The 23,581-nt window shown below is 47.3% G+C and carries 28 protein-coding genes; 26 read left to right on the top strand and 2 right to left on the bottom strand.

The features are described from left to right. Window positions 1–7 precede the first annotated feature (7 nt). The 25 genes from MJ595_RS17090 (at window position 8) to MJ595_RS16970 (ending at window position 20,755) form a co-directional block, all read left to right on the top strand. Window positions 8–1,216 (top strand): phage major capsid protein, encoded by a 1,209-nt coding sequence (locus MJ595_RS17090; protein WP_263079233.1) that lies wholly within the window; start codon window positions 8–10, stop codon window positions 1,214–1,216. 131 nt (window positions 1,217–1,347) lie between these two features. After that, the gene (locus MJ595_RS17085; protein WP_263079232.1) at window positions 1,348–1,668 is read left to right on the top strand and encodes a head-tail connector protein; all 321 of its coding nucleotides are present in this window, start codon (window positions 1,348–1,350) and stop codon (window positions 1,666–1,668) included. A gap of 14 nt (window positions 1,669–1,682) precedes the next feature. Next, window positions 1,683–2,015, top strand: a complete 333-nt coding sequence (locus MJ595_RS17080; protein ID WP_263079230.1) for a hypothetical protein — start codon at window positions 1,683–1,685, stop codon at window positions 2,013–2,015. A gap of 43 nt (window positions 2,016–2,058) precedes the next feature. Beyond that, window positions 2,059–2,472 carry a head-tail adaptor protein gene (locus MJ595_RS17075; protein WP_263079229.1) on the top strand — a complete coding sequence of 138 codons (414 nt, stop codon included), beginning with the start codon at window positions 2,059–2,061 and terminating at the stop codon, window positions 2,470–2,472. Beyond that, window positions 2,456–2,977, top strand: a complete 522-nt coding sequence (locus MJ595_RS17070) for an HK97 gp10 family phage protein (protein WP_263079227.1) — start codon at window positions 2,456–2,458, stop codon at window positions 2,975–2,977. The genes MJ595_RS17075 and MJ595_RS17070 overlap by 17 nt, the downstream gene beginning before the upstream one ends. Continuing rightward, window positions 2,977–3,339 carry a DUF3168 domain-containing protein gene (locus MJ595_RS17065; protein WP_263079225.1) on the top strand — a complete coding sequence of 121 codons (363 nt, stop codon included), beginning with the start codon at window positions 2,977–2,979 and terminating at the stop codon, window positions 3,337–3,339. Before MJ595_RS17070 ends, MJ595_RS17065 begins: the two co-directional genes overlap by 1 nt. A 10-nt stretch (window positions 3,340–3,349) precedes the next feature. Continuing rightward, a complete protein-coding gene (locus MJ595_RS17060) occupies window positions 3,350–3,799 on the top strand; it encodes a hypothetical protein (RefSeq protein WP_263079224.1) in 450 nt (149 codons plus the stop codon). Further along, the gene (locus MJ595_RS17055) at window positions 3,799–4,146 is read left to right on the top strand and encodes a hypothetical protein (protein WP_263079223.1); all 348 of its coding nucleotides are present in this window, start codon (window positions 3,799–3,801) and stop codon (window positions 4,144–4,146) included. Before MJ595_RS17060 ends, MJ595_RS17055 begins: the two co-directional genes overlap by 1 nt. 17 nt (window positions 4,147–4,163) lie before the next feature. After that, entirely contained in the window at window positions 4,164–4,364 is a 201-nt protein-coding gene (locus MJ595_RS17050; RefSeq protein ID WP_263079222.1) for a hypothetical protein, read from the top strand. 3 nt (window positions 4,365–4,367) lie between these two features. Beyond that, window positions 4,368–6,431 (top strand): hypothetical protein, encoded by a 2,064-nt coding sequence (locus MJ595_RS17045; protein ID WP_263079220.1) that lies wholly within the window; start codon window positions 4,368–4,370, stop codon window positions 6,429–6,431. Continuing rightward, entirely contained in the window at window positions 6,428–6,781 is a 354-nt protein-coding gene (locus MJ595_RS17040) for a hypothetical protein (protein WP_263079219.1), read from the top strand. The genes MJ595_RS17045 and MJ595_RS17040 overlap by 4 nt, the downstream gene beginning before the upstream one ends. Further along, complete coding sequence (locus tag MJ595_RS17035; protein WP_263079218.1) at window positions 6,774–7,241, top strand: hypothetical protein; 468 nt, start codon at window positions 6,774–6,776, stop codon at window positions 7,239–7,241. Before MJ595_RS17040 ends, MJ595_RS17035 begins: the two co-directional genes overlap by 8 nt. After that, window positions 7,242–8,072 carry a hypothetical protein gene (locus MJ595_RS17030; RefSeq protein WP_263079215.1) on the top strand — a complete coding sequence of 277 codons (831 nt, stop codon included), beginning with the start codon at window positions 7,242–7,244 and terminating at the stop codon, window positions 8,070–8,072. Window positions 8,073–8,080: 8 nt separating this feature from the next. Further along, window positions 8,081–9,448: a formylglycine-generating enzyme family protein gene (locus MJ595_RS17025; RefSeq protein ID WP_263079213.1), complete on the top strand. Its 1,368-nt coding sequence runs from the start codon at window positions 8,081–8,083 to the stop codon at window positions 9,446–9,448. 49 nt (window positions 9,449–9,497) lie between these two features. Beyond that, window positions 9,498–9,839: a diversity-generating retroelement protein Avd gene (gene avd / locus MJ595_RS17020; RefSeq protein ID WP_263079212.1), complete on the top strand. Its 342-nt coding sequence runs from the start codon at window positions 9,498–9,500 to the stop codon at window positions 9,837–9,839. A gap of 59 nt (window positions 9,840–9,898) precedes the next feature. After that, window positions 9,899–11,086, top strand: coding sequence for a reverse transcriptase/maturase family protein (locus tag MJ595_RS17015; RefSeq protein WP_263079211.1), 1,188 nt, complete (start codon window positions 9,899–9,901; stop codon window positions 11,084–11,086). Further along, window positions 11,086–11,376 (top strand): hypothetical protein, encoded by a 291-nt coding sequence (locus MJ595_RS17010; RefSeq protein ID WP_263079210.1) that lies wholly within the window; start codon window positions 11,086–11,088, stop codon window positions 11,374–11,376. The genes MJ595_RS17015 and MJ595_RS17010 overlap by 1 nt, the downstream gene beginning before the upstream one ends. Window positions 11,377–11,485: 109 nt before the next feature. Beyond that, window positions 11,486–12,028 (top strand): DUF1833 domain-containing protein, encoded by a 543-nt coding sequence (locus MJ595_RS17005; RefSeq protein ID WP_263079207.1) that lies wholly within the window; start codon window positions 11,486–11,488, stop codon window positions 12,026–12,028. A gap of 37 nt (window positions 12,029–12,065) precedes the next feature. Then, window positions 12,066–12,482, top strand: coding sequence for an NlpC/P60 family protein (locus tag MJ595_RS17000; RefSeq protein WP_263079205.1), 417 nt, complete (start codon window positions 12,066–12,068; stop codon window positions 12,480–12,482). Further along, window positions 12,460–17,628, top strand: coding sequence for a host specificity factor TipJ family phage tail protein (locus tag MJ595_RS16995; protein WP_263079202.1), 5,169 nt, complete (start codon window positions 12,460–12,462; stop codon window positions 17,626–17,628). Before MJ595_RS17000 ends, MJ595_RS16995 begins: the two co-directional genes overlap by 23 nt. Continuing rightward, on the top strand, window positions 17,625–17,999 hold the full coding sequence (locus MJ595_RS16990; protein ID WP_263079201.1) for a hypothetical protein: 375 nt from the start codon (window positions 17,625–17,627) through the stop codon (window positions 17,997–17,999). The genes MJ595_RS16995 and MJ595_RS16990 overlap by 4 nt, the downstream gene beginning before the upstream one ends. Then, complete coding sequence (locus MJ595_RS16985) at window positions 17,989–18,846, top strand: hypothetical protein (protein ID WP_263079199.1); 858 nt, start codon at window positions 17,989–17,991, stop codon at window positions 18,844–18,846. Before MJ595_RS16990 ends, MJ595_RS16985 begins: the two co-directional genes overlap by 11 nt. A gap of 172 nt (window positions 18,847–19,018) precedes the next feature. Beyond that, a complete protein-coding gene (locus MJ595_RS16980; protein WP_263079198.1) occupies window positions 19,019–19,387 on the top strand; it encodes a hypothetical protein in 369 nt (122 codons plus the stop codon). Further along, window positions 19,387–20,064 carry a hypothetical protein gene (locus MJ595_RS16975; protein WP_263079196.1) on the top strand — a complete coding sequence of 226 codons (678 nt, stop codon included), beginning with the start codon at window positions 19,387–19,389 and terminating at the stop codon, window positions 20,062–20,064. Before MJ595_RS16980 ends, MJ595_RS16975 begins: the two co-directional genes overlap by 1 nt. A gap of 472 nt (window positions 20,065–20,536) precedes the next feature. After that, window positions 20,537–20,755: a hypothetical protein gene (locus MJ595_RS16970; RefSeq protein ID WP_263079194.1), complete on the top strand. Its 219-nt coding sequence runs from the start codon at window positions 20,537–20,539 to the stop codon at window positions 20,753–20,755. Window positions 20,756–21,169: 414 nt separating this feature from the next. Here the strand turns inward: MJ595_RS16970 and MJ595_RS16965 are convergent, their stop codons facing one another. Beyond that, window positions 21,170–22,099, bottom strand: coding sequence for a YiiX/YebB-like N1pC/P60 family cysteine hydrolase (locus MJ595_RS16965; RefSeq protein WP_263079192.1), 930 nt, complete (start codon window positions 22,097–22,099; stop codon window positions 21,170–21,172). A gap of 157 nt (window positions 22,100–22,256) precedes the next feature. Here MJ595_RS16965 and MJ595_RS16960 point away from each other — a divergent pair, with 157 nt between their 5' ends. Further along, window positions 22,257–22,835 carry a DUF1285 domain-containing protein gene (locus MJ595_RS16960; protein ID WP_263079189.1) on the top strand — a complete coding sequence of 193 codons (579 nt, stop codon included), beginning with the start codon at window positions 22,257–22,259 and terminating at the stop codon, window positions 22,833–22,835. Window positions 22,836–22,974: 139 nt separating this feature from the next. Here MJ595_RS16960 and MJ595_RS16955 read toward each other — a convergent pair whose 3' ends face one another. Further along, window positions 22,975–23,577 carry a porin family protein gene (locus tag MJ595_RS16955; protein ID WP_263079187.1) on the bottom strand — a complete coding sequence of 201 codons (603 nt, stop codon included), beginning with the start codon at window positions 23,575–23,577 and terminating at the stop codon, window positions 22,975–22,977. Between the last annotated feature and the right edge of the window lie 4 nt (window positions 23,578–23,581).

Here is a 23,581-nt window from a genome sequence, read left to right as displayed (position 1 = left end):
AATCAGCATGGCTGTAGATATTCAGGACATTAAAAACGTCGCAGAGGAAATCAAAGGCTCCTTCGACGAATTCAAGCTGAAAAACGATAAGCGCCTTGAAGCTGTAGAGCAAGAAAAAGGCAAGCTGTCCGAGCAGGTTGAAGCGCTTAACGGTAAGCTGTCCGAACTGGATAAGCTCAAGTCCGGTCTTGAGGCTGAGCTGAAGGAGTTGAAGCGACCAGGGCGAACAGGCGGCGGCTCCGATCAGGCGCAGAAAGAGCACAAGGAAGCCTTTCGTCGATTCATCACCAAGGGTGACGAGTCTGGCCTTGAAGAGCTGGAACGCAAAGCGCTTAATTCTGGCTCCGATGAAGATGGTGGTCGGGCTATCCCTCTGGATATTAACCGACAGATTGATGATCTGGCCCGCGATGCTGTCACCATGCGTCAGGTATGCCGGGTTATCAGTACAGGCACCCCGTCTTACAAAGAATTGGTGAATGTGCATGGAGCTGGTTCCGGCTGGGTTGGCGAAACCGACAAGCGGCCAGAAACCAATACACCGAAACTGCAAGAGGTAGAGCCTGTCTGGGGCGAAGTCTACGCGAACCCGCAGGCTACACAGCGCATTCTGGATGACTCTTTCTTTAATATGGAAAGCTGGCTGTCCTCTGAGCTGCAAGGTGAGTTCAGCGAGCAGGAAGAGGAAACCTTTACCAGCGGCAACGGCTCCAAAAAGCCAAAAGGATTCCTTGCTTACCCAATGGCGGCCACTGCTGATAAAACCAGAGCCTTTGGCACATTGCAGACAATCTCCTCCGCAGCAGCAGGAACTGTGTCTGCCGATGAGCTGATGAAGCTGATTTACACGCTTCGCAAGCCTTACCGAGCTGGCGCGCTCTACATGATGAACAATAACAGTTTGTTCCAGGTGCGGACGCTGAAAGACAGTCAAGGTAATTACATCTGGCAGCCTGGCTTAGCCTCCGGCCAGCCTTCAACGATTCTGGGTTACGGTATTGCCGAGAATGAGGCGATGCCTGATCTGAGTTCTGGCACCACAGGTGTTGCTTTCGGTAACTTCCAGCGAGGCTATACCATCGTTGACCGGATCGGCATCCGAATGCTTCGCGACCCATACACCAACAAACCTTATGTCGGTTTTTACACGACCAAGCGCGTTGGCGGTTTCCTGAAGAACAGTGAAGCTATCAAAATCCTGAAACAGAAATCCTAAACCCTGCTCCTACGTGAATTCTGACGGGCAATCCCCCAAACCGCTCAAAAGTTTTCACGTAGGACACGATTTCAAATTTTAACCCTCTGTAGCTCAGGGCTGGCGGGGGCTACAGGGGAGAAAAATCAGATATGCAGTTTTTGACTTTAGAGCAAATCAAAAAGCAGCTCAGGCTCGATGCTGATGATATTGAAGAAGATCAGGAGTTAACTCTGTATGGATCGGCGGCGGAGCTTGCTGTCCAGAACCATCTGAATCGACATCTTTATAAAGATCGGGTGCCAGATGATGACAGTAATGGCTTGCTGGTAACGGAGAATATCCTGATGGCTATGCTGCTTATGGTCGGTCAGCTTTACGAAAACAGGGAAGCCACTTCTGAGCGAACCATTAAACAAGTGCCACTGGCCTATAGCTATTTGCTGGAGAGATACCGCATAATTCCCGTGTAATTTATGGGGGCGATATGTCAAGACTTTCAGATAGCTTTCAGCATTCCGCTGCTCGGTTTAAGAGGGTGGCACCCTCTCGCATTGCAGCTTTTTTGCATTCACTACCGATTGTGGGATTATTTTTTGCTCAGTCGGCATCGGTTATAGGTTCCTTTGCAGGTTCCTTGGTATTTTTTCTTGTCGTTTGGGGCTTGCTCATTACTGTTACGGCTGTATTAACGGTTTTTTTTGGTGCAGTTGGCTTTCTGTGCGGATTACTGGTTTGTATTTTATACATTACAGGCAAGCGACACGGCGAACGAAAGCGACAGCATGAGGAGCTAATGCAACAGCTCAAGGATAAATAAATCAGACCCGGTGAAAGCCGGGTTTTTTATACCCGGAGAAAATATGCAAGCTGGGAAGCTGCGAGAGTACGCCTATTTTGTTATTCCCACAAAAAACGAGTGGGGGGAGAGGTCTAATGATTATGAGGTGGCGGCTGCTTTTCGGGCGGATATTTCAAGCAAAACAGATATTGATGTAGCTGCTGGTATGGAGGCAGATAAAAACACATTATTGGTCATGCTTAGGCATCGAAAAATCCCGAACGGAGCAATGCTAGCCTGGCAGGATAGGTTCTATTTAATCACGGGCGTTGTGTCTGACACAAAGCGACGCTGGTTAAAGCTCGAATGCCTGTATAAACCGCAGGCACACGAATACTCAATAAGAAAGGTGTTGAGAACAGAAAAAGCTGCCCAGACGTACCACTATGTTATAAACAGGGTATTGCCGGAGGTGCTTAATGGACATGGAGTTTAGTCTTGCCGGTTTCTCGGAGCTTGAAAACCAGCTAAAAGAGTTGAATCTTGTAGCTCAAAAGAAGGTATTAAGGCAGGCTGCAAGGAAGTCAGCAGAGCCAATCAAGAAAAGCATGACAGCGAATGTGCAGTCGAAAGGGTTGGTTGATACCGGAAATCTGCTTGAATCCATCAAAACAACGGTGACATTCCCTAAAAGCACTAATTACGCTGATGTTTTTGCTAACATTGGGGTTTTCAAAAGTCGAAAAAACATGGCAGCCAGCGGGAAGATGGATGCTCCTGTTTATGCGTACTGGCTGGAATACGGGACAGAACCTCATGCTCTTGGAAGAAGCGCCAAAAGAGAGCGAGGAGCACATCAAGATCGGGGGAATATGCACCCTGGCACACCTGCAACCCCATTTATTCGACCCGCTTTTGAATCAAATGCTCAAAACGCATTATCAATTCAGAAGCAGGTGCTTTCCGCAGCGATCCAGAGAGCGATAGCCAGAGGTCGTTAATGTTTCTGAAAATTAAATCCATGCTGCTGGCCTCGCCAGCGGTACAGGGACTTATTGGGGAAAAAATCTATCCGGGGGCGGTGCCAGACTCTGAAAAGCTGCCTGCTATTTCGGCGTGGCGAGTCAGCACCAGATTTGAAGACCCGCTTGACGACGCTGGCGGCCTGCAAGGGCAGCGATGGCAGATCAATTGTCTGTCGATGACCGCTATGGATGCCAACGCTTTGGCTGATGCCGTTGAAATGACAATGCACAGAAAACGCTTTGCAGGTGTGCAGTGGTCGCAGGTTGAAAACCGGATGGATGATCCTCCATCTGATATCCATATCAAACGATCCATTATTGATATTGTAATTTACTAGGACTGGCAAAATGACAGACGTTACTGCGACTGATGCATCATTATCGGTTGGGATCAAATTTTATCTAGCTGATGCAACAGGAAACACTTTTACTCAAATCCCCGGTATCAAGTCACCAGGCGTAACAGGTGATAAAGGAACTTTTGTTGATGCTACTCCCATTGATGTTGAGGGATTCAAATACATCCCTGCATTGAGTGAAGGCGAAGACCGAGAATTGACCTTTATTTATTATCATGACAACACGGCGCAGGAATCACTGCGAACCGCAGCGGCAGCGCAGGAAACCAGAAAAGTGAAGATGGAGTTTACCCGATCCAAAAAATCAGCCGTCTTCGAAATGGTGTTGAATGGCTGGGCGCTGCCAGAGCCAGAATTTAACGCAGCGACAACAATGGTTGTCTACGCAAAGAAAAACACAGCAACGCCTACCGTATGGTCTACTGAGAGTGCCAAGTAATGAATATTCGTGAAACCCTGCTGACAGCAAAGCTTAAAACTGAAACGGTCAATATCAAGCAGCTTCAACAAGCTGTAACCATTCGCGAAATGGATGCTAAAGCATTTGACCAGTACGAAGGTATGATGTTTGAGACAGATGAAGCTGGCGAGGTCGTAATTAACAGCGACAACATGAAGGCAAAATTAATTGTGTCGTGTGTCCTCGATGACGATGGCGAGCTGGCCTTTACCCCTGATGATATTGACCAGATCAACAAAATGCCCGGCTCCATTGTTAAAGAGTTGGCCGAAGCCTGTGCAAAAATCAGCGGCATCGTACCAACGGATGATGTAGAAAAAAACTGAGATCCCGACCGGGCAGAATGTTCCTGTTCCGGTTGGGAGTCGAACTCGGTTTACCTGTCTGTGAAATAGAAAAGCTGCCTGCCCGCGAGATACAAGAGTGGCGGGCATATTTCAAAATCATCAGCGAACCCTCCGAACCCTCTGCACCAGAAAAGCCTGCTCTGAAACAGAATCCTGATGATGAAATGGCGCGCTGGGCTAACTATCTGAAACTCTGATTTATGGCAGTACTGGCATCATTAATAACGACGCTGGGACTCAACTCTGCTCAATTTAGATCAGAGTTGCGGCGATCCCAGCAGCAATACGGCAACTTTAGCAGGTTTGTAAAACGGGCATCGACAGCAACGGCAGGCTCTATCAAAGGGCTTACCAGTGCGGCTATGTCGATGAAGACAGCCTTGGTTGCCGTTGGTACGGGGGCGGCCCTGTACGGCATAAAGCAAGCCTACGAAAATACGGCAGAAATAAAGCGGCAGGCCGACATGGTAGGTGTTGCTGCTGGCAAGTGGGACGCTTACACAAAGGCAGCTCAACAAGTTGGCGTATCTGGCGATCAGCTTTCTGATGTTTTCAAGGATTTGAATACCAGAATTACCGATGCAGCCAAAAATAACAGCGGCCCTCTTGTTAATTTCTTCACCCAGATAAACCAGTCAGCTAAAGACTGGGCTGACCTGGCACCAGATGAGCAATTTAAAAAGTTCTCTGAAGAAATTAACAAAATGACAGAAACGGATGCCCGGTTTTGGCTCGATGAGCTAAACGATGCATCCACATCCTTGCTGCCATCGCTGGTAAAAAATAAAGGAGAGCTGCAAAACCTTGTTACCGAAGTAGAAAGTCTTGGGCTTGCATTAACTAGCGCTCAAATGGAGCAGATCAGCCAAGCCAACAAGGATATGGAGGGGCTGATTGTTACCACTGGCGGCCTGTGGGATCAGATAAAGGCTGCTGGTGCTCCTGCCGTGTCAATGGTTAGTAATGGCATAAGGGATTGGTTAACAGAAATAGCTAAGGCTCACGGGGGTTTTCAGGGGTTAGCCAGATTTATAGCTGTATCGCTGCTAGGGGCTATAAACACCACAGCGAAAGCGATAGAGGCAATATTAAACAAAAGTCACAACAAGCTAAGGGAGATATATAAAAACTTTGGCCTTGAGTTTAGCGAGGATTCTGCAAGACTTGAGGCCCAGCTAAAAAGCCTTGAATCTCAAAGAGATTCGCTTTACGACTCGATATACACGCAAGAAACAGATAATCAGACTCAGTTTTTTGAAACAGCCGAAGATCAGCAGCGACTGGATGAGCTTGATAGAAAAATAGCAGCAATAAAGCAGCAGCTAATCACTCCATTCCAGTTTTCTGACTCCCTTGGAGATCAGGTTAATGCTCTGATTGACCAGATAGATAATTCATCAGTTAATGCGGCAACACCTGTTCCTGGCGTAACCAGTAACACGGGCGGTGATTCTCGTAACGGTACTGGCGGCACCGACATCATAAACACCCAAGGCACTGACTGGCTTGAACAGCTTAAACAGCAGAATATGACCGAGCTGGAGCTGATTGACGCTCATGAGCAGGAAAAGCTAAAGAAAGCTGAGGAGTATAAAAACAAAGGGCTTTTAACGCAGAAGCAGTTTTCTGATGCAAAAAACCAGATAGAGAAACAATCGGCAAAGCAGCACTCAAAACTTTTGCAGAATGGGTTAAGCAGCTTTACAGGCGTAATGGGCGAAATGATGGGAACCCAGTCAAAAGCCTATAAAGTAATGTTTGCTGCAACCAAGGCTTTCAATATTGCAGAAACCATGTCCTCCGCCATTCCTGCAATCATGAAAGCGTGGTCTAGCGCACCCTTTCCCTACAATATGCCCGCTGTGGCAACTACCACTGTCGAGTCTGGAGCATTAACCGCAGCAGCTCAGGCAGTGCAGCTTACAGGTATTGCACACAGCGGTATTGATTATGTACCCAGCGAGGGAACGTGGCTGCTACAAAAGGGTGAGCGGGTTGTTGATGATCGGACAAACGCAGATTTAAAGGCGTACCTGGCGAAGCATGGCAGCAAAGAAAAGCAGGCAGACAGCAAACCCAACTGGCAAATCATTATTAACAATGCTCCCGAAGGCACGTCTGCCAGCATAAACGACGCAGACCGGATCATCACCATCGCTGTAGCCAAATCCGAAGAAAACCTAACAAACCAGATTCGCCGGGGCGGTGCTTTTGTCAATGCAGGTCGGCAGCATCTTGGCTGGCAGAGGAGTCCTAGTCGATGAGTGTAGAGTGGCCTGATGCGCTCGGGGTTTGGCTCCTGTCCGGTTACAGCTATGACCAGAATATTGAGCTGGTGCAGACAAAGCAGCTTGGCTTTAGTCCGGGGTCGAGAGTCAGGCAAGAGAATCCGCCAGAGCACGTTACTGCAAAGCTTCTTCTGTCGGATATACAGCGGTCTTTGTTCGACTGGTTCTATATCAAGCGTCTCTACTACGGGGCGCTTTTTTTTATGGCTCCGGTCAAGCGGGCAGGGGTGATTGAGCGCAAGAGAGCAAAGATTATCTCAGCTCCGACAGCCAGCCATACCGGCAATCACTGGACTGTATCGTTAAAGCTGGAGTTGTATGACTGACATTATCTGGCCTGCTGAGTTGGGGAAACCGCTCAAGCAGGGATACAGCTACACACTCGGCATTGCTCAGACGACTAAAAATATATTGGGTGCCTCCCGATCGCGGACGACATCAGCCAAACACCTAACCGTTTTCACCTGCAACTATCTCTGGACTGATGAACAGCTCGCGGTCTTCCGGCAGTTTTGCAAAGACCACATAACAGACTGGTTCGCGCAGGAGCTAAAGCTGGGCGGTGACATTATCCCGCAGACTGTCCGTATTGCTGATGTGCAGCCAGCAAAGAGAGATCAATTCCGATGGAAGGTGAGCTTAAAGCTGGACTGCATAGACCGCTACATCATCCCCGATGAACTGGCAGAGCTAATCATGCAGCAGGGCAGCGAGGTTGGCAGCTCTATCAAATCGTCTGAGCGTTATCGCCGTGTTATTAACTACGAATTACCAGAGATTTTTTGAATGAGTACGGTATCACAACGGCTCGAACAGGCGGCCACTGACGCAGAGCAGGCAGCCAGCAAACACAAAGCGGTACTGGATGGTGATGATCATGCAGTAATACAGGTGGAAGGCGGCACTATCCCCAGCACTCGCAACGTGCAGAGGCAAATGTGGGCGAAGATCGACCCCACTATTACTGATATTAAGTCAGCAAACGCTTTTGCAAAGACTCAGAGCGATAAAGCAGAGCGGCAGGCTGGCATAGCTCAGAGTGCAGCTACTCAGTCAGTCACAGCACAAAAAGCCTCAGAATCAGCTCAGGCTAAGTCTGAGGCAGCAAAACAGGCGGCACTGGTCGCACAGGGTAAAGCAGAGACAGCCGAGAAGGGAGCAAAGGCGGCTCAGGGGAAGGCCGAAGCAGGGCAGGCAGCAGCAGAGCTGGCTCAGGGTAAGGCAGAGGCAGCACAGAGTCAGGCTCAGGCATCACAGCAGGCAGCGGCGCAGGCTCAGGCAGCATCAGAAGCAGCTCAGGGTAAATCAGAGCAGGCGCAGGCATCAGCAGAGGCCGCAGAGTCAGCAGCAGTTACAGCCCAGTCTGGTGCAGAGTCAGCCCAGAGAACAGCACAGCAAGCTCAGGCACAGGCGCAATCATCCGAGCGGACAGCGCAGCAGGCTCAGGCGGGGGCAGAGTCAGCAAAGGCAGCATCGGAAACCGCTCAAGGTAAGGCAGAAACAGCACAGGCCAGCGCAGAAGCCGCAGAAAACAAAACTGGCGCAATGATTGTGGGTGTAGCAGCCGACCTTATCCGTACTCAAGAAATCATCAGCAAATTCCACGCGTTTAACTGAGAAACACTATGACAGATAAAACTTTGGGCGATCTGGTCGAAGAAGTCAGTGGTCTTACGTCTGCAACGACCAGCTTGTTAAATCAGGTGACGACAAGCAAAGCCACTTTGGATAAGGCAGAGAAGACTGCTACAGCATCAGCGGCCAGCGCCAAATCTGACGCAGCCACAGCAACAACCAAGGCGGCAGAGGCAAAAGAAAGTGAGACCAATGCTAAAAAGTCGGCTGATTCAGCGGCGGCAGTAGTGACGGGCGGTACGGCATCGCTAAACCCTGCCGCTGGCAAAATCCCGCTAGCAGATGGCAACGGGAGAATAAGTGGTGACTGGGTTGCCCCTTACATCAAAGACAGCTACCGCCACGCAGTGGAGTCAGCCACAGGCGGAAAAAACACAGTTCTGTATGACTCTCAGGGCAATGCAAATGTGATGGTTGTCATACCTCGATTTACATACGATGACATCGGCATGACTGATGTCATGGGTAGCGGTGACGTTACGGCATTTGTAAAAGACGGTGACGCACTGCCGGAAATATTTATTGGAAAATATTTAGCGTCAAGCAGTAGTGCGGCATCGATGCCCGGTGTCGATCCTCGCACCTCAATAAATTTTGATACTGCAAAAAAAGCGTGTGAAGACAAAGGGTCGGGCTGGCACCTGATGACTGCTCACGAATGGGCAGCAGTCAGCCTATGGTGTATCGCTAACGGCTACCAACCAACAGGTAATACGCAATATGGCAGGTCGCACGAAAACTATTTTGAGTTCGGCAGGCGGGGTGATGGCAAAGCAGCAAATGATCGTTCGGGTGCAGCCAGAACAAACACAGGGTCAGGCCCGGCAGCGTGGGCGCATGATAAAACTGATGCGGGTGTGTATGATTTGGTCGGCAATGTTTGGGAGTGGCAGCTAGGGCTAAAGACGCAAGATGGCAGAGTAATTTGCACTCCTGATAACGACTTCGCCATGCCGGAGGCGAGCTGGGTTGCGCAAGATTGCTACTTTGACTCCCCTGCTGCGGGCGATGAAAGCGATAAAGGTAGCAAGGGCGCTCAATTTATCAATAGCAAAGTAACAAATTATGCAGGGCCAAAAGGCGATAATGGTTACTATGCGGACAATTCGCAAACGTGGGACGCGATCACAAAAGACCCGTCTTACGTCTCGAACGAGCTGATGAAACGCCTGCTTATAGAGCCTGTGGGGAAAGATATTCAGGGTCGAATGTATATCCGAAACTACGGCGAGCGCCTTCCTTTCCGTGGCGGCCGTTGGGCGCACGGCTCGGGTGCTGGCCTCGCTGCGTTGGGCTTGTTCGGCGCTCGCTCCAACGCCAGCAGCAATATCGGGTTTCGCCCCGCTTTTGCTGCTTGATGCTTGTTATTTGTTGCTTGATAAGCCCGCGAGAGCGGGCGGTTACTAAATGTCAGAATTTATTTTATTGCAAAAATGCCAAGATATGACGGCATATGGTTATACAGCTCTCAGGCATTATCCAAAGCACGAGAGACACACGCTATGTGCTGAAATAAGAGAGGCTATGCTGGAGCTGGTTAAACTGGTTATCAGGTGTGGCAAGCGCCACCACAAAAAGACAACCCTTGCGGATATGGATATACATACCGAATTTTTACGAACATTGCTTAGGCTGTCTGTTGATTTAAAGTATTTGCCCATAAAAAAGTACGAAATATGGTCAAAGCATTTGCATGAAATTGGATGTATTATTGGAAGCTGGATGCAAAATGAACGTCGCAGACATTAAAACGCCTTCCTTTCCGTGGCGGCAATTGGAACAACGGCTCGAATGCTGGCCTCGCTGCGTTGAACTTGAACAACGCTCGCTCCAACGCCAACAGCAATATCGGGTTTCGCCCCGCTCTTTCAATCGCCAGAAGTTATCCGGCTATGGCTGTATATCCAGTGCATTGTAAAAAGGATGTCTTCGACATGGCTGGATGCCAAAATATTGAACAGTCAGGCCGGTGCGCCGGTTCTGACTTATTTTCTCAGATTGTTGATTTTGAAAACCTCTATAAAGCGGCTTACAGAGCCAGAAAAGGAAAAAGAAATCGACATGAAGTAGCTGAATTTTTCTTTAATCTCGACGAGAATCTGATACAGCTTCAAAATGAGTTGCTCTGGGGGTCGTATCAAACAGGCGTATACCATAATTTTTATGTTTATGAGCCAAAAAAACGACTGGTTGCAGCATTGCCGTTTCGTGACAGAGTGGTTCAGCATTCTATTGTCGCAGCAATAGAGCCAATATTTGAGAAACGGTTTATTTATGACAGCTATGCGTGCCGTGTCGGAAAAGGCACTCATGCAGGTGCAGATAGAGCGCAGAGGTTTTTAAGAGACGTTCAAAGAAGGTGTGGGAAAATCTATGCCCTTAAAGCAGATATATCAAAATACTTCGCAAGCATTGACAGAGAGACGCTCAAAAAGCTGATCTCTCAAAAAATAAGCTGCAAAAAAACACTGTCATTAATTTCAGCAATTATTGATAGCTCCCCTGGTGAGAATGGAATCCCTATCGGGAATCTCACCAGCCAGCTTTGTGCAAACATTTATCTGCACGAGCTTGACTGGTATGCGAAGCACACGCTGAGCATAAAGCGGTACATTCGCTATATGGATGATTTTGTGGTCGTTCATCATGATAAGCGACAGTTGCACCAATGGCGGGCTGATATAGAGCGATTCCTGCTGAATTACTTGCGTCTAAAAACAAATCATAAGACTCAGGTTTTTCCTGTTGCTGTAAAAAATGGCAGGGCTTTGGATTTTCTCGGCTATCGAATATATCCAACTCATAGATTGCTGAGAAAATGCAGTATTAAGCGAATCAAAACAAAAATAAAAAAATATAAAAGACAGATAAAGACGGGTGAGTTATCAATAACGGATGCAGGTCGAAAGCTGCAAAGCTGGATAGGTCATGCCAGCCACTGCAACAGCTACGGTCTGCGTAAGGCGCTACTGAGCAAAAAAATGGAGATCAGTTAATGTTTTCATACATCGTTGACGGCGAGAGTCATACAGACACCTCGCCGGAGTATTTAAAAAAGCTAGGGCTTGATGATGATGAAATCGAATCAATAACCCGTGATGCCTGCGAAGCTTCCACGGCTTTACAAAAAAGCAAGGAGGCTAAAAGGCAGCGAATGCTGTCTGACACTTTTGATGTTGTGCAGACTTATAAAGAGCAGGACGAGCTGGGCGTGAAAACGGATATTTCTGAGCAGCAGTATAAGCAAACCCTGCAATTCAGGGAAACATTGAGGAAGATGCAATGATTAGTCTGGATACCCCTTGGCCCGAACTACCGGACTTTCTAAAAGACCGATTCCCCGATTACCCTCCGAAGGATTGATAAGACCGCCTCCGGGCGGTTTTTTTTATGCTATGTCAGCACTAAAAACAGCATACGCGAGCGCTCCGGTTAATGCCGTGGTGCTACAGACTATTGAGTTTCATCATCAGGCATTTACGGATGAAAACGGAATAAACAGGCCGTTCCGGTTTGTTTCATCCAGTGACAGCCTGACCCCTGTTAACTGCCCGCTGGAAAAGTCAGCCCCTGTTGATGGTGGCAAAACCGTAAATTTCGACCCGGCACCACTGGCGATCACCGACCCAACGATTAACGACAACGGCTATGCAGACCTGCAAATTACGCTCGGTGATATAACAATGGACGTGGAAGAGCAGCTTGATAGAGCTGTCAGCTCTCCGGGCGAGCTGAAAACGTATTACCGGCTGTATTTGCTTGATGTTGATACGGGCAAGGTGACTGGCCCCGAAAACGTGCCATTTCAATGGTCTTTGCAGGGCGCTCGATGTCAGGACGGGCAGATAACTGCTACAGCGACGATTGTCGATATTGTTAACCGGCCTTTTCCTTATTACCTCTATACACCTGCTTTCGCCCCCGGACTTGTCAGATAGACGCGCGCAAATTCTCGCTCGTTAAAAAAGTGAATTTATGAACTGGATACTGGACTACCTCGGTAAGCCTTGGATTGCTTATGCCCGTGGCCCCGATGCTTATGACTGCTGGGGCTTAATCATTGATGTGCTGCAACGGCACTTTGACAGCTCAATCAATCAGCATGGCAACGTTATTACAGATGACCGGGCAGGCATCACTCAGGCGTTTTATCAAGAGCTTCAGTCAGGCGTCTGGCGCAAATCAGAAACAGCTTCACACGGCAGCATAGTTGTCTGCTGGCAGGAAAAAGACGGGCAGCTATTAGTCAGACATGTTGGCCTGTATCTCTCTGTAGACGGCGGCGGGGTGCTGCACAGCAGGGAGCAAGCCGGTGTCCGGTTCGATCACTTACATATCCTTCAAAGAGCCTTCACGAAAGTCGAGTTTTATGAAAAAAGCCACAATCATTGAATGGGAAAATATACTCAGGCCGCGTGAGGGTGAGGTAATCCATCAAGTCAAAGCCGGTCAAACCCTGCACCAATGGATGTCTGATAATGTGCCGGGATACTCGCAGGAGTTAGAACGCCAGCCGGTAGAGTGCATTGTGTCCGGTAAAGCGGTAGAGCCTGAGCTATGGCCGCAACTGGTATTGAGGGAGGGTGAGCCTGTTGTACTGGCTGTGCGGCCTTACGCGGCAGGCACAGCTATCTACTGGGCGTGGGCAGCAGCGGCAGCGGCAGCAGTGGCGGCTGTTGTTGCTATATCCTCCATGCCTCCACCACCGTCTGAGTCTGTCCTGCCAGATGCTAGCCCGACTTATGATATTAATGCTCAGGGCAACCAGGCGCGGTTGATGAACCCCATCCCTTTCGCCGTCGGCTATAACCGGCACTGGCCGGATATGTTGAGCCAGCCTTGGAAGGAGTATGACGGGAACGACCAGTATCTTTATCAGCTTTTTAGTCTTGGCTGGGGTGAGTTTGACTTAGAGCCTTTGCAGATCGGGGATACCGAACATTCTGCTTATCAAGATATTGAGTATGAAGTGTATGGGCCAAACGACAAAGTAACGCTGTTTCCTGATAACGTCGATACATCCGAAGAAGTGGCCGGTATTGAAATGTTTGGCCCTAATGAGGAGGAGTATCAAGACTGGTCTGGCCCTTACGTTGTCGTGAAGAAAAACCAGAAAGCCAACTATCTCGCCTGCGATTTTTCTGCCCGTGGTGGTATTTATGGGATGAATGATGATGGTGACTTGTACGGCAGAACAGCGGAAATAGAAATTCAGTACCAGGAGATTGATGAAGATGATAAGCCAGCGGGAAGCTGGCAGTCTGAATCCGTCAAATACTCCGGTGCTACCACAACTCCCCAGCGATGGAGCCACAGGTGGGAGGTCAAAGACGCTCGCTATCATGTCCGGGTAAAGCGTACCAACAACGCCAGCACCAGCACAAAAGCGCGGGACTCTGTGCATTGGGAGCAAGCAAGGGCTTATTACCCCAGCAGGCAGGAGTATCCCGGCATCACAAAGATTGCTGTCCGTGTCCGGGCATCAAACAACCTGAGCCAGCAGTCTGAAAAGCGTTTTAATATCAAAGCCACAGCTTTAACACCCGAATGGACGGGCAACGGCTGGACAAAGCCAACAAAAAACAGGGAGATTGCTTGGGCTTTCTGCAATGCTATCCGCTCCACACATGGCGGGCGATTGTCTGATGATCTGATTGATTTAGACAATATCCTGAGTCTGCATCAGCAATGGAAGCTGGCAGGCGAAACTGTCAGCCGGGTATTTGATACTCGTGGCACTCTACTCGGTGCTTTGCAGGAGATTGCAGCGGCAGGCCGGGGAACCGTCTTAACTCACAACGGCAAATTTTATGTCGTGCGGGATATGCAGAAGCTAATCAGGCGATCAATGTATACCCCGTTTATGATGCCTAATCCTCCATCGGTTGAGCGATCATTTCCCCAGGCTGGCGACAATGACTCCATCATCGTCGAGTTTTACAACCAGGGCATCTGGGACAATGACGAAATCCTGTGCCAGTTGCCGAATCATCCAGCAGCTAACCCCAAACGGATTACCCTCAGATCAGTAGCTAACCGGGAGCAAGCTTACCGGATCGGCATCTTTGAATGTGCAAAGATGATCTATCGCCGGATGCAAATCAGCTTTACTACTGAGATGCAGGCGCTCAACTCCATGTTTGGGGATAAAATCGGGGTTAGCTATTGGCTCCAGGGCTGGGGGCAGTCTGGCGAGATTGTTGCTTTTGACGGACTCCGGGCAACACTCAGCTCTGATGTAGAGCTGCATCCCGCAAAGCAGAATTATATCTCTCTGTGCAGGCCTGACGGGACGATGGCGGGCCCTTATAAAATTGAGGCTGCTGGTAGTAACAGGGTGTTGCTGTCTGAAAAGCCCGATTTTGATATTTATACCGGCGACATGCAAGCTCGCACACAATTCCAGATCGGGACAGACGGGGCTTTCTGCAAAGATTTTATCGTAACCAGCATTGCGCCAGCAGCCAGCGGTCAAGTCTCTGTTACTGCTGTTTATGATAATCCTGTTGTCTATGGCTTTGAAGCGCTGCCAGTGCCTCAAAAGGGCGGTGCGGGGGATAATCTGCCTCGTGATGTAAGGCCGGTTATTTCTGACTTGGTTATCGTGCAGGAGGTGACAGACCCGCAATCCGCAACCCTGAGCTGGCAATCAACAGCCGGTGCGCGTGAGTTTGTTATAGATCACAGTCTTGACGGTAAAGAGTGGGCAAGAGTCGCTGTCACTACCATCAACACATGGTCAACCAGGCTATTCAACGGCAGCAACTGGTTTAGAGTGGCAGGCGTAGCTGACGGGCAAGGCGACTGGAAAACTGGCTTTATCAAATTAACTGGTAAAGACTTCGACGTGCCTCCGTCAACCACGATTACATTGTCTGAGCCATTCACTGGGCCAGCGCTGAAAGTTGAGTGGGAACCAGTACTCAGCGCAGATCACTACACTGTTGATGTCGTCAAAAACAGCAAAGTCCTGTACTCCGTAAAGCAGTATAAAGACACTCGCTGGGAGTACTCAGCAGAGCAGAGTGTTAATAGCGGCTCAGGCCGGGCGTTTACTGTCCGCGTAACGCCATATAACAGCAAAGGCGTACCAGGCGAACCTGCAACACTGGGAGTCAGGAACGAACCTCCGGCAGTGCCGAATAACATCCAGATTCACCCTCTGATTGACGCCTTTATTGTCACTGTTGATGGTAGCAATGAGCCTGATTTGCGGGATTTGCGAATCTGGGGCAGTCAGGCCAAGGGTTTTTCCCCCGGTACTGACAATTTGCTGCAAATCTCCGAAGCTGCCCGGTTTGACCTTAATCTGAAAGGCTCTTGGTTCTTCAGGCTTGCATGGTGTGACGTGTGGGGAGCATCTGAGTTTAACTACTCCGGCGAGTTCTCTGGCACCACAGCAAAGCTGGATATGACTGAGATCGAGGGCGATGTAAAAGACCTTGACGACAAAATAAACAAAGGCATTGCCGAAGTTAAAACTGACATCAGCAAGAACCGGCAAGAGATAGACAAACAAGCTCAGGAGACAAAGGCGGGACTTGATAAAGTCCGGCAGGACTTAAACTCAGAGATTGATAGCAATATTGCAGATGTCAAAACTGATTTATCTAACCAGGCTAAACAGGCTCAAGCTGATCTGGCAAAAGCCCGGCAGGATTTAGGCTCCGACATAGATGCAGCCGTAACTGAGCGAGTCACGGCAGATGCGGCTCTTGGCAGCAGGGTTGACACTGTTGCGGCCAATCTTTCGACCGAAACCGCAAATCGCACAGCAGCTATTAAGTCAGAACAGGAAGCCCGGACTACAGCCGACGAAGCCCTGAGTAAGCGTGTTGACACTATCAGCTCTGAATTATCAGATGAAACAGCGGCAAGGGTAGCGGCTGTCCGGCAGGAGTCCGAAGCTCGAACAACTGCCGACCAGTCTCTGTCTAAAAAGATTGATGAGCAGGTGGCGGGCTTTGAGTCTGACATTGCCATTACCCGCGCAGGCTTAAAAGTCATTGCTCAAGCTCAGGCCACGTCTGACGAATCGCACAGCCAGTGGATACGCAAAGTAGAGTCTGAGTATCAAGAGGGCGATAAAAAAGTCACTGCGCTTGTGCATACCGAGATCGAGACGCTAACCGATGCTGATCAGGCACTAGCAACACGTCTTGATAAAGTTGTGGCAGACATGACTGACGGTGGCACCAACACTAACGCAGCAATCAAAGCAGAACAGGAGGCCAGAGCTACAGCCGACGAAGCCATAGGTAAGCGGGTTGATACTGTTGCCGCAAGCCTGAGCGACGAAACCGCAGCCCGAAAAGCAGCAATAACACAGGAGGCATCAGCAAGAGCTACCAAAGATACAGCCCTTGGCAGTCAGATAACCCGAATAGCTGCTGACCTGTCAACCGAGACAAAAAACCGGACAGCGGCTATACAGCAGGAGTCAACCGCAAGAGCTGCAAAAGATGAAAGTCTTGCTCAACAGATAACGACTATCAGCTCTGAGCTGTCAGACGAAACCGCAGCTCGTGTAGCAGCTATCAAAAAAGAGGAGTCTGCCCGAACAACTATTGATGAGGCTCTGAGCAAGCGCGTTGATAAAATTGTTGCTGACATTGCTTCTGGTGACACAGCGGCAGGAGCGGCAATTAAGGCTGAACAGGAGGCCAGAGCTACAGCGGATGAGGCTTTAAGCAGGCAGGTAACTCAAGCTATCTCAGACTACAAGACTGCCGACAAGCACCTGCAAAGCTCTATTAGCAGCGAGGCAAGCACGAGGTCGGGTGCCGATTACTCACTGGGGCAGCGCATTGATAAAGTCACTGCTGACTATAAAAGCGCTGACAGCATTATTAACACAGCAATACAGACAGAGGTAAAGGCTCGCGCGGCTGCCGATGGCGCTCTCAGCAGCAAAATCACAACAGCTCAGGCGGCAGTTGATGACGCAAAAGCAGCAGTCCAGCAGCAGTCTACCGCCATTGCTCAGGTAAAAGACGGAGTAAAAACCCTTCAAGCAAAATGGGGCGTTCAGATGGACGTTAACGGCTATTGCAGCGGGTTCCAGATGAACAACGACGGGAAGCGCAGCAATGCATTGTTCCGTGTTGATACATTTGCTGTTGGCTCTCCGGGTGCCTCTGCACTGTCGTTTGCTGTGAAAGATGGCAAAGTCGTTATGCCTGGAGTCTCTATCGAGGACGGTGGGATAACTGCCAAAAAGATCAGCGTTGACAATCTGGCAGCAGTCTCCGCAAATCTCGGCACTATTACCGCAGGCACTTTTAAAACAGCTCCTATTACTGGCCCCCGCGTTGAGGTTTCCAGTGTTGGAAACTACCCGTTCTGGGTTGGATCTGGAGAAAAAACAGAGAAAAATGGTCAGCTGTACTACGACAAGAACACGAACGATATTGTTTATAAAGGAAAGCTAAATATTAAATCCGCCGATACTGGAGGCCGTTTAGAAATCAAAAATAATTTTATCCGTGTTTATGATGAGCATAATGTATTAAGGGTTGAAATAGGCGAACTATCATGAGTTTAGGAATTCGAACATACAACCCTGAAGGAAAGAAAACCTTTGACTCTGTTTTAGTTGGCAGTACTTACAAACTGCTTGACACTGAACTCTTACACTTTAAAAAAGGAGAAACAGCACCACCGAGACAGCCGGTAAAAAAAATACTATTGTTACCAGCCTATCAAAATTTTGATAGGTTCTTTGTCAATATTATTCCTTACGGCAGACTGTTTAGAAATATAAAAGATCCCAGCTCTTTAGTATTAACGCATGAGTTTATAAATAGTGGAAAAGAAATAGAATTCAGTCTGTCTATAGGCGGCTTTTCTGAAGCTCATATAACATTAAGCGAAGACGTTTACGCAGGAATTTTTTATTATGAGTGGTAGCTATGGAGTTAACTTTCTAAATACCAATGGCGAAAAAACAATAAGTGAGGAGTATGTAAATATAAGCGTTGACAAAATATATAAATTCGCATCGACAGCCGTATACGAAAAGACATACAAGCTGTCTGATGCTGTGCTGTTTGCAGTAAGCAAAGGTTCTGGTGGCGCAGTTATAAAATATGATTTTGATGCAAATACACAGAGTATAAAATACAAGATAATTGTTACTCCTTTTAGTGGCACAAAAAATGGAGAATTTAGAATATATCGAAAGATTCCGCTAACAAAAAAATCAAGTTATGGGGTAATTGTACGAAACGGCAAATCTGAACCTGTTTTTTCATCCGAGCATGAAGTGCTAAATATCACCGATCTGGTTAACATTGAAGGGATAGTGCTTGATAAAAATGGTAATATAATCGAAGTTAACGATAGTCTTTTTATATATGCTCCAAATCACTTACCGCAAAACTGGAGCCTGGACTATTGCAAAAAAAAGATAGAAGAAAGAGGCTATATTTATGTTGCTGGCGATTCGTCGGATAGCGCATCAAAACACCGCATGCTGCCATCTTTTAAATTCCCTAGGGTGCTGAAGGGTGATTATTGTGTATTTAACACGATGCCTATCAGCCCTGTTTCGGCTACGGGGGAAAATGGACTGCATGACGATTGTCCGTACGCACCCTTTATCGGCCTATCTATGGATAACAGATTGCAGGTAAAAGCCGCGTATCCGGATAATATTTTACAAGACATAGGATCAATGAGTTGGATTCATTTTTTATGGTTTATTTTTTCAGCAACAGCAAAAATCCCCATAGGCACATCGCTATCAAGCTTATAACAACAACTCATCAGGCGTAACTCCGAGCGCGTCGCAGATTTGCAACAGCACATACAGTCTGGGTGTACTCTTGCCGGATACCCACTTATGCACCGCCGGTTGAGATAATCCAGTGCTGGCATATCAAATCGGTTTAATTATAGTCATGCATAATTAAGAGTTGAAAAAAAACATGACAACACCACTGCTCACCAGAGCAACCCAAAACACCTCAACCACATGGCACGAGGTTAAAACAACAGGCCGGGTGCGGATCGTCGCACCTGACAGCTACAGCCGCAATGCTGGCGTAGTCAAAGTGCTGGCTGAGTCAACAGGGCAGCCATACACCCTGTATTTATCCAGCATGTATGAGTCAAAATACTTCAAACCTGTCGAGATTGATTTATACGCCGGGGAAAAAATCAAAATTGTTTATGACGTTTTTGATTTAGAAAAAACCGGCGAGGGTTTAACAATCATTGCTATCGGTGATTTAACAGCTCTACCGCCAACAGAAAATACAGCATTTAGTGACGGATTCAGCAACGGGTTTTTATAATGACAATCGAAACAGTTAATCAAAAAAACTCTGATAACCTGGCTGATAATACCAGTCACAAAATCAGCCCTGCAAAATTACGGGAAACGCTGTTTTCAATGACAGCTCTCAATTCTGAAAACCCTGCTTTATCGCCAGATTTGGCGGGGAGAATTGCAGGCGTAGAGTCTGGCCTGCAAAGCATGAGCAGAAGATTGGGCAATCATGCGATATTTGCAAGTGATCCGAGTGTGAGCGGGAAAGAACAAGAGTCTGCTTTTGCTTTGCCGCTAGTAGAGCGAGCTGATACCGGCTTTGACCTGATTGATGCCGTAGCTGGCGATCCAGCATCAGGAATCGTTATTCCGAACACTGGCAGGTATTTTGTTTATTTCTCCGTGCGGATAAAGAATAAAGTCGCAGGGAGCCAGTCTAATTTATGTGTCACAAGAAAAGCGGGGAGTTCAACTGCCGTTGAGTGGGAAGAGTACAAAGTCATTCCGTATTCCGGAGCTACAGGCATCCCTAGCAAAGATTATTATAGTAAATTTTTCACGGTTGCAGAATTTGATTTGAATAAAAATGACGTGATTGTGCCCATGATCGGAAGTCAAGTCCCTTTTACTATTGAAGACTATTTTATTTCTGACACACCAATCATCAGCGGGTTAGAGTTAATTATTCAGGAGCTGCATTAACACAAAGCCCGGACTTAGCGCCGGGCATTACTTCTTTCTCCTGCCATTCCTCCGCCTCCGATCTTCTCTCATATCAATCAGCAGACTGTTAGGAGTAGCGTCAAGCGCTTCGCAAATCTGCATAAGCATCAGCAACGACGGCAGGCTCTTACCCCTTGTCCATTTGTTTACGGCCACACTACTGACCCCAACCGCATGGGCGAGCTGGTTTTTATACATATGTTGTCTATCCAGCAAAGCTGTAAGTCTCGCAGAAAATCGCGCTAGCAGCTCGTCTTGCGTCAAAATCAACCGTCCTTTGTTAAATTTGGTTATGCGTTTTTATTGTTAATACATAAATATTAACCGCTGGTTAATTCGTAATCAAATATTGATCTGTATCAATTTTCCCAGAAAGGCGTGGAGTAAGATTGGCGCAAATCGAAACACGGGGGGGGGGGTATCTCCTCATAATTGAGTACGAGGTAATGGTATGCCGCATCCAATCAACCGTTTAGAGTCTATTGCTGCGCGAGTTTCACTGATGGAAAAAAACGCAAAGTGCCGGTTTGAATGCTTTGGGGATAAATCTGACTTAGCACTGGCTGAGTGGTACAAGGAGCTGGGCTGTGATTTGCGTCAAGTTTCTGACACGCTGAGCAGGATGGGATTTGACGACGTGATTATGAGCAAGGAGGTAAAACTGAATTGATAAGGTTCCCCGCTTAGTGATTCCAGGCGGGGATTTTTTGAGGCAAGTCCGGGCAAGTTTTAGGCAAGTTTTGGGCAAGTTTTTTTGCCTTATAATGACCCGTAATGTTGATTTTGAAAAACTGGACAGAAGTGCAGAATTTAAAAAAACCATTTAAAAACAAGGGCAAGCCACGGTTTTCAGACAAAAAGAAACCCGGATCACTGGGGGGAGCGAAACCGGGCTAAGACCATTTAGGAGTGAAACATAGGTACACAATCCAAGTACCAAGGTCATTACTGACCTAGGCTGATCTAGCCGTAGGGGGAAGTCGACCAAATCAGCAAGTAGAAGTATGGACTAGAATTATCAGGCGTCCACTTTTATATAAGATTTATTAGGAATATTAATATATATTTTAGTTTCTATATTGCATTAATGGGATGTTTCTGAGGGAGGAGGTGTTAGCTTATCATCACTCTTTAGCTGTTGTGTTAGTTCGATTTTATCGATAGGTTGTGCCTGTTTAAGTTCTTCCAGTTTACTGGGTGACATATATAAGTCTGATTCGCTACCTTCAAGTGCCCCATGACCATGCCAGGGTAAAAGCCGATAGTCAGAATGATGGGTGTAATCAAGAAAAGGATACTTGATAATCTGGAAATAAGGAGAGTAATCAAAGTCACTGGGCTTGCACAGTTTGGGATTCCTCTGGAATAACTGTACTTCCCCCTTGTCTCCATTACGCTTGACCAGTGGCAAAATAGGAAAATGGATAAAACTGAATGCTTCTGCAATCATTGTTGAACAAACTGTCTTTGTTTCCTGTCCCGGAGAATATTGGAATAGGGATGACCGCCATCGTCGAGGCAAAATAGAGTAGGGAAAGAAAAAACGAGCCAGATCCAATATCTGTCGGACATCATAACCAACACCTAACCGACTGACAGCATAATGAATAACCTGCTGACTATCCTGAAAGCTCAATCCATTAGGCCGACAAATGCGTACATGCTCGTTTTCATAACGGCTTAGCGGGTGAACAACGGTTCCGTACCCCAGCTCGCTTTCAATAATAAGCTGCTCATCGGGAGAGCCATTGTAGCGCTCCATGACAGTCTGGCGAATTCTGTTGTCTTCTATATTATGGAGTCTGCCGATATAAAGCATGGCATGAGACCAGGGACTATAGCTGGTTTGCTTGATAACCTGACTAACTCTGGATCGGCCTTCCACCAGGATAACATCACAAGGCTTGAGTTCATGACGGATTCTTTCAAAATCACAGAGTGAGGCAGATGCTTCCTGAGTTTCCTGCATTAACCATTTCGTCAAAATACTGGCTAATGATTTTATAATATTCAAGTGTTCTTCCCTGATATAATTATGAAGGCTATATGATTAGATTAGCATCCTGCGATAAGTTGGTAAGATGTTTATAGGCTGGTTATAAAACGCTGATCCCGGCGCACAGAATACAGCGCCATGTTTATTCATTATAAAAAAGACTGGAGGCTTCCGTTTGACCAGGCAATATTCCTCCCCTTCAGAGCTTGTTGAGAGTCTGACGAGCTTGCCAAAAGGAAACGAACTGCCTCCCATACATTTATGGGATCCACCCTTTTGTGGGGATATTGATATCCGAATATTAAGTGATGGCAGTTGGCTTTATATGGGAACAGCCATTGATAGAGTTTCGATGGTTCGCCTTTTTTCTACAGTGTTGAAAAGAGATGAGGATGGTAGCTTTTATTTGGTAACGCCGGTGGAAAAAGTTCGAATTCAGGTGGATGATGCTCCCTTTGTAGCTATCTCTGTAGAAAGAAGAGAAGATAAACTTTATTTTCTGACGAATGTGGGTGATCAGTGTGTGTTAGGAGAACACCATGGTTTATGGGTACTGGAGGAACCGGTCAGCGGTGAGCCAAAACCTTATATCAGGGTCAGGGATAATCTGGATGCCCTGATTAACAGAAATACCTTTTATCAATTGATTGATATGGCAGAAGAAAAACAGATTAACGGGAAGTGTCACTTAGTGATAAGTAGTTCAGAGCATTTCTATTCATTAGGTAGTATTGAAGATAGTCGTTCAGAATAAGGTTTTTAACCTGTCTATGACACAGACGGTTACGCATCAATAAAGATACCCGGAATGTGCTTGGTGATGGCTGGTTTTATTGCTATTTTGAGGTAATTAAAAACCCGCCTGTTAGCGGGTTTTTAATTACCAGCATTGGTCAGTACATATAATCAAGATTGACTAAAAATAAGTTAGCACTGGATTTAAAGTCAGCATTGTCTGACATTTTATAGTCTTCGTTAAAGTGATAACGGTACTCCAGCTTCAAGCCAAGAGATGTGTCATTACTGAATCGAACACCTATACCGGCAACGGGCATTTTAAAGCTAATATCACTTTCAATCGGTGTCACTTCTCCAACTTCTATAGTGGCATGTGTTTTGCCGTAACCACCCCGCAGATAAACTTCTACTGTATCAGCCGTCATATAACCAAGTAACAGGCTAGCCGAATAGAAATGCTTCATCTTAGCCTTTAAGTGGTAGTTAGTTGCCTGTACGCCAAGGTCTATATTACCGCTATATTCAAGGTAGTCCACTTCAAATCCTGCGGTCATGTTTCCTTTTGTGGTTTTATAGCCGAGAAACAAGCCATATCCAGATACGTTATCCCCAACCTCCAAATTAAGGGTGCTATAGTCTACCTTGCCGGTGAATTTACCTCCACCGCCCAATACTCCCCCATAAAAACCTGAGTGTCCTTCTCTTCCTTGGGCATTGAGCGCCAATCCAAGCAATAATGCGAAAATCCCTGTCCGCATATCC

This window comes from Endozoicomonas sp. Mp262 (genome assembly GCF_025643335.1).
Taxonomy (GTDB): Bacteria; Pseudomonadota; Gammaproteobacteria; order Pseudomonadales; family Endozoicomonadaceae; genus Endonucleibacter.
Note: the sequence above shows the minus strand (reverse complement) of the source record. Positions and strands in the feature narration are given on the sequence as shown.

Excerpts from the sequence above, each read along its gene's own strand:
- MJ595_RS16995 (WP_263079202.1), top strand. The coding sequence starts at position 12,460 with ATGAAAAAAGCCACAATCATTGAATGGGAAAATATACTCAGGCCGCGT.
- MJ595_RS17045 (WP_263079220.1), top strand. The coding sequence starts at position 4,368 with ATGGCAGTACTGGCATCATTAATAACGACGCTGGGACTCAACTCTGCT.
- MJ595_RS17010 (WP_263079210.1), top strand. The coding sequence starts at position 11,086 with ATGTTTTCATACATCGTTGACGGCGAGAGTCATACAGACACCTCGCCG.
- MJ595_RS16975 (WP_263079196.1), top strand. The coding sequence starts at position 19,387 with ATGACAATCGAAACAGTTAATCAAAAAAACTCTGATAACCTGGCTGAT.
- MJ595_RS17005 (WP_263079207.1), top strand. The coding sequence starts at position 11,486 with ATGTCAGCACTAAAAACAGCATACGCGAGCGCTCCGGTTAATGCCGTG.
- MJ595_RS17035 (WP_263079218.1), top strand. The coding sequence starts at position 6,774 with ATGACTGACATTATCTGGCCTGCTGAGTTGGGGAAACCGCTCAAGCAG.
- avd (WP_263079212.1), top strand. The coding sequence starts at position 9,498 with ATGTCAGAATTTATTTTATTGCAAAAATGCCAAGATATGACGGCATAT.
- MJ595_RS16990 (WP_263079201.1), top strand. The coding sequence starts at position 17,625 with ATGAGTTTAGGAATTCGAACATACAACCCTGAAGGAAAGAAAACCTTT.
- MJ595_RS17040 (WP_263079219.1), top strand. The coding sequence starts at position 6,428 with ATGAGTGTAGAGTGGCCTGATGCGCTCGGGGTTTGGCTCCTGTCCGGT.
- MJ595_RS17075 (WP_263079229.1), top strand. The coding sequence starts at position 2,059 with ATGCAAGCTGGGAAGCTGCGAGAGTACGCCTATTTTGTTATTCCCACA.
- MJ595_RS17090 (WP_263079233.1), top strand. The coding sequence starts at position 8 with ATGGCTGTAGATATTCAGGACATTAAAAACGTCGCAGAGGAAATCAAA.
- MJ595_RS16970 (WP_263079194.1), top strand. The coding sequence starts at position 20,537 with ATGCCGCATCCAATCAACCGTTTAGAGTCTATTGCTGCGCGAGTTTCA.
- MJ595_RS16955 (WP_263079187.1), bottom strand. The coding sequence starts at position 23,577 with ATGCGGACAGGGATTTTCGCATTATTGCTTGGATTGGCGCTCAATGCC.
- MJ595_RS17025 (WP_263079213.1), top strand. The coding sequence starts at position 8,081 with ATGACAGATAAAACTTTGGGCGATCTGGTCGAAGAAGTCAGTGGTCTT.
- MJ595_RS16985 (WP_263079199.1), top strand. The coding sequence starts at position 17,989 with ATGAGTGGTAGCTATGGAGTTAACTTTCTAAATACCAATGGCGAAAAA.
- MJ595_RS17030 (WP_263079215.1), top strand. The coding sequence starts at position 7,242 with ATGAGTACGGTATCACAACGGCTCGAACAGGCGGCCACTGACGCAGAG.
- MJ595_RS17050 (WP_263079222.1), top strand. The coding sequence starts at position 4,164 with ATGTTCCTGTTCCGGTTGGGAGTCGAACTCGGTTTACCTGTCTGTGAA.
- MJ595_RS16980 (WP_263079198.1), top strand. The coding sequence starts at position 19,019 with ATGACAACACCACTGCTCACCAGAGCAACCCAAAACACCTCAACCACA.
- MJ595_RS17070 (WP_263079227.1), top strand. The coding sequence starts at position 2,456 with ATGGACATGGAGTTTAGTCTTGCCGGTTTCTCGGAGCTTGAAAACCAG.
- MJ595_RS17085 (WP_263079232.1), top strand. The coding sequence starts at position 1,348 with ATGCAGTTTTTGACTTTAGAGCAAATCAAAAAGCAGCTCAGGCTCGAT.
- MJ595_RS17060 (WP_263079224.1), top strand. The coding sequence starts at position 3,350 with ATGACAGACGTTACTGCGACTGATGCATCATTATCGGTTGGGATCAAA.
- MJ595_RS17055 (WP_263079223.1), top strand. The coding sequence starts at position 3,799 with ATGAATATTCGTGAAACCCTGCTGACAGCAAAGCTTAAAACTGAAACG.
- MJ595_RS17000 (WP_263079205.1), top strand. The coding sequence starts at position 12,066 with ATGAACTGGATACTGGACTACCTCGGTAAGCCTTGGATTGCTTATGCC.
- MJ595_RS17080 (WP_263079230.1), top strand. The coding sequence starts at position 1,683 with ATGTCAAGACTTTCAGATAGCTTTCAGCATTCCGCTGCTCGGTTTAAG.
- MJ595_RS17065 (WP_263079225.1), top strand. The coding sequence starts at position 2,977 with ATGTTTCTGAAAATTAAATCCATGCTGCTGGCCTCGCCAGCGGTACAG.